The sequence below is a fragment of the Streptomyces sp. NPDC058741 genome (genome assembly GCF_042746715.1).
Classification (GTDB): Bacteria; Actinomycetota; Actinomycetes; order Streptomycetales; family Streptomycetaceae; genus Streptomyces.
Genome location: NZ_JBHYQH010000099.1, coordinates 1 through 3,877, shown reverse-complemented (window position 1 = coordinate 3,877; position 3,877 = coordinate 1). Strand labels below are relative to the sequence as shown.

At 72.4% G+C, this 3,877-nt stretch carries 1 protein-coding gene; it reads left to right on the top strand.

Annotated features, from left to right (window positions below; translation table 11 throughout):
• Window positions 1–3,877 (top strand): SDR family NAD(P)-dependent oxidoreductase (locus ACFW6P_RS31995; RefSeq protein WP_386425778.1); only part of this gene is annotated, 3,877 nt, incomplete at both ends.

Below are 3,877 nucleotides of genomic sequence, written 5' to 3'. Positions count from 1 at the left end.
CTGCGTGTCGACTGGACGCCTGCCTTCGCGGGGCTGTCGCCGCGCCGGGTCGACCTGCCCACCTACGCCTTCCAGCGCAGCCGTTACTGGCTGGATCTGCCCAAGGCGCAGGTGAGCGCCGACCCGGTCGAGGAGCAGTTCTGGCGCACCGTGGAGGAAGGAGACCTGGAAGCCCTGGCCGGCACGCTCGGGCTGGAGGGCACCGACGGCCTCGGCGACCTCGTTCCCGCACTCGACGCCTGGCACCGGGGACGGCAGGGCCGTGCCCGGCTGGACAGCTGGCGCTACCGGATCGTGTGGCGGTCGCACCACATACCGGACGGCGACACGCTCGACGGCACCTGGCTGCTCGTCGTGCCCGCCGAGCAGTTGGCGGCTCCGCTGGTCAGCGGCGTGGCCGGCGCGCTGAGCCGAGCCGGGGCAACCGTCGTCACCTTCATCATGGCCGCCGACGACCTCGACCGCGGCCAGATCGCCTCCCGGCTCGCCTCCGCCGTCGCCCACACCGACCCGGCCCCGGTGCGGGGTGTGGTCTCCCTGCTGGCGCTGGACGAGCGTCCGGCGCCGGCGCATCCCGGCGCCACTTCGGCCATGGTCTCCTCGCTGCTCCTGGTCCAGGGCCTGCTGGACGCCGGCATCGAGGCCAGGACGTGGTTCCTCACCAGCGGTGCCGTCGCGACCGGTATCGAGGGCGACGCCGTCCGCCACCCGGTTCAGGGAGCCCTGTGGGGCCTCGGCCGAGTCGTGGCCCTCGAACACCCCCGGCTCTGGGGCGGACTGGTCGACCTGCCGGCGGATGTGGACGACGCCACCGCACGCGCACTGACCGCGCTCCTCGCCGCCCGGGGCGACGAGGACCAGGTCGCCCTGCGCGCGCGAGGAACATACGTCCGCAGGCTGATCCGCACCCCTCTCGCAGGCCGAGGCGCGCCGCGCACCTGGCGCACCAGCGGCGCCGCGCTCGTCACCGGTGGCACCGGCGGACTCGGCGCCCACACCGCCCGGCTGCTGGCCCGCAACGGCGCCGAGCACCTGGTGCTCACCAGCCGGCACGGACCGGACGCCCCCGGGGCCGCCGAGCTGGAACGGGAGTTGGTCGAGCTGGGCTGCCGCGTGACCATCGCCGCGTGCGACGTGGCCGACCGGGACGCGCTCCGTCGTCTCGTCGAGCAGGTCGAGTCCGACGGGCCCGCCATCCGTTCCGTCGTGCACACCGCGGGCGTCGGCATGCTCGCGCCGCTCGCCGACACCGACCTCGACTTCTTCGCCGAGGGCGCCCGCGCGAAGCTCCTCGGCGCGGCGAACCTCGACGAACTCTTCGACCACGACCGGCTGGACGCCTTCGTCCTCTACTCGTCCGTGGCCGGAACCTGGGGCAGCGGCGACCACGGCGCCTACTCCGCCTCCAACGCCTACGTCGACGCCCTCGCCGAGAACCGCAGGGCCCGCGGGCTGACCGGCACCTCGCTGGCGTGGGGCATCTGGAGCCCCGAGGGCGGCGGCATGGCCGTCAACGTCGTGCGCGAGCAACTGCGGTGGCGCGGCATCCCGTTCATGGACGCCGACATCGCCGTGACCGGCCTCCAGCAGGCACTCGACCACGACGAGACCTTCCTCGCGATCGCCGACATCGACTGGGCACGCTTCGTCCCCGTCTTCACGGCGGCCCACCCCAGGCCGCTGCTCCACGAGGTCCCCGAGGTCGCCGAGGCGATGCGGGCCGACGAAGCCGTTCTCGACCGCGCCGCCGACCGGCGCGGCGGACTGCGCGCCGAACTCGCCGCCCTGCCCGCCGCCGAACGCGACCGGGCCCTGACCGACGTGGTCCGCGCCCAGGTCGCCGCCGTCCTCGGCTACGCCGACGGCAACGACATCGCCGCCACCCGCGCCTTCCGCGAACTCGGTTTCGACTCCCTCACCGCCGTCGAACTGCGCAACCGGCTCAACGAGGCCACCGGCCTGGCCCTGCCCGCCACGATCGTCTTCGACCACCCCAACGTCCGCGATCTCGTACGTCACGTGCGCGGATACCTCGTCGACGACATCAGCGAGGAACAGCTCTCCGCGCCCCCGGCCGTGCCGGCGGCCCGCCCCTTGCACGAGGACGAGCCGATCGCCATCGTCTCCATGGGCTGTCGCTTCCCCGGCGGAGCGCACTCACCCGAGGACCTCTGGCGACTCGTCGTCGAGGAGACCGACGCCATAACGGGTCTGCCCGTCGACCGTGGCTGGAACGTGGAGAGTCTGTACGACCCCGATCCCGACCGCGCGGGAACCACCTATGCCCGCGACGGCGGCTTCCTGCACGACGCGGCCGAGTTCGACGCCGGGTTCTTCGGCATCTCGCCGCGTGAGGCGACGGCGATGGACCCGCAGCAGCGACTGCTCCTGGAGACCACCTGGGAGTCCCTGGAGCGGGCGGGTATCGCGCCCGACAGCCTGCACGGCAGCGACACCGGTGTCTTCGTCGGCGTCTCCCACCAGGGCTACGGAGCGTCCGGCGAGGTGCCGGAAGGCCTCGAAGGCCACCTGATCACCGGTACGGTCACCAGCATCGCCTCCGGCCGCATCTCGTACACGCTCGGCCTCGAAGGACCGGCCGTGACCGTGGACACCGGGTGCTCCTCCGCACTCGTCGCCATGCACCTGGCCATGCGCTCATTGCGGTCCGGCGAATGCTCACTCGCGCTGACCGGCGGCGCCGCTGTCATGGGGGAGCCGGTCGGCCTGATCGGCTTCAGCCGTCAGCGCGGCCTCGCCGTCGACGGCCGCTGCAAGGCGTTCGGCGCGGGGGCCGACGGCATGGGCATGGCGGAGGGCGTCGGCGTCCTGCTGCTGGAGCGTCTGTCGGACGCCGAGGCGAACGGGCATCAGGTGCTCGCCGTGGTGCGGGGTTCGGCGATCAATCAGGACGGTGCGTCGAACGGGTTGACGGCTCCGAACGGTCTGTCGCAGCAGCGGGTGATCCGTGCGGCGTTGGCGGACGCGGGGTTGTCCGCGGGTGATGTGGACGTGGTGGAGGCGCACGGGACGGGGACGAGGCTCGGGGATCCGATCGAGGCGCAGGCGTTGCTGGCCACGTACGGTCGGGAGCGGGGCGGGGAGCGGCCGTTGTGGCTGGGGTCGGTGAAGTCCAACATCGGTCACACGCAGGCCGCTTCGGGCATGGCCGGGGTCATCAAGATGGTGCAGGCGATGCGCAACGGCACCCTGCCCAAGTCCCTGCACACGGACGAACTCTCCACCTTCGTCGACTGGTCCGTCGGACAGGTCCGCATCCTCACCGAGGCACGCCCATGGGAGCGGAACGACCGACCTCGCCGGGCAGGTGTCTCCTCCTTCGGCGTCAGTGGGACGAACGCCCACGTCATCCTGGAGGAGCCAGAGCCGGAGTCTGAGCCTGAGCCGGAGTCTGCTGGGGGAGTGGGGTCGGCTGACCGGCCCGAGGTGACTGTTCCGTGGCTGGTGTCGGCTCGTTCGGAGGCGGCGTTGCGGGAGCAGGCCGCGCGGCTGGTGGCCCGGCTGGAGGGTACGGACATCGCTCCGGTCGATGTGGCTCACTCGCTGGTCACCGGTCGTGCCGCTCTGGAGGAGCGTGCCGTCGTGGTCGGCGCCGACCGCTCGGCTCTGCTGGAGGGGCTGCGCGCAGTGGCAGTTGGTGCCGCCGGCTCGCGCCTGACCCGGGGTGTGGCGCCGCACAGCGGTGAGTCCGTCCGCCCGGTGTTCGTGTTTCCGGGGCAGGGTGCGCAGTGGGTGGGGATGGCGGTGGAGCTCCTGGATGGGTCGCCGGTGTTCGCGTCTCGGTTCGGTGAGTGTGCTGAGGCGTTGGGTGAGTTCGTGGACTGGTCGTTGGTGGATGTGGTCCGTGGGGTGGGGG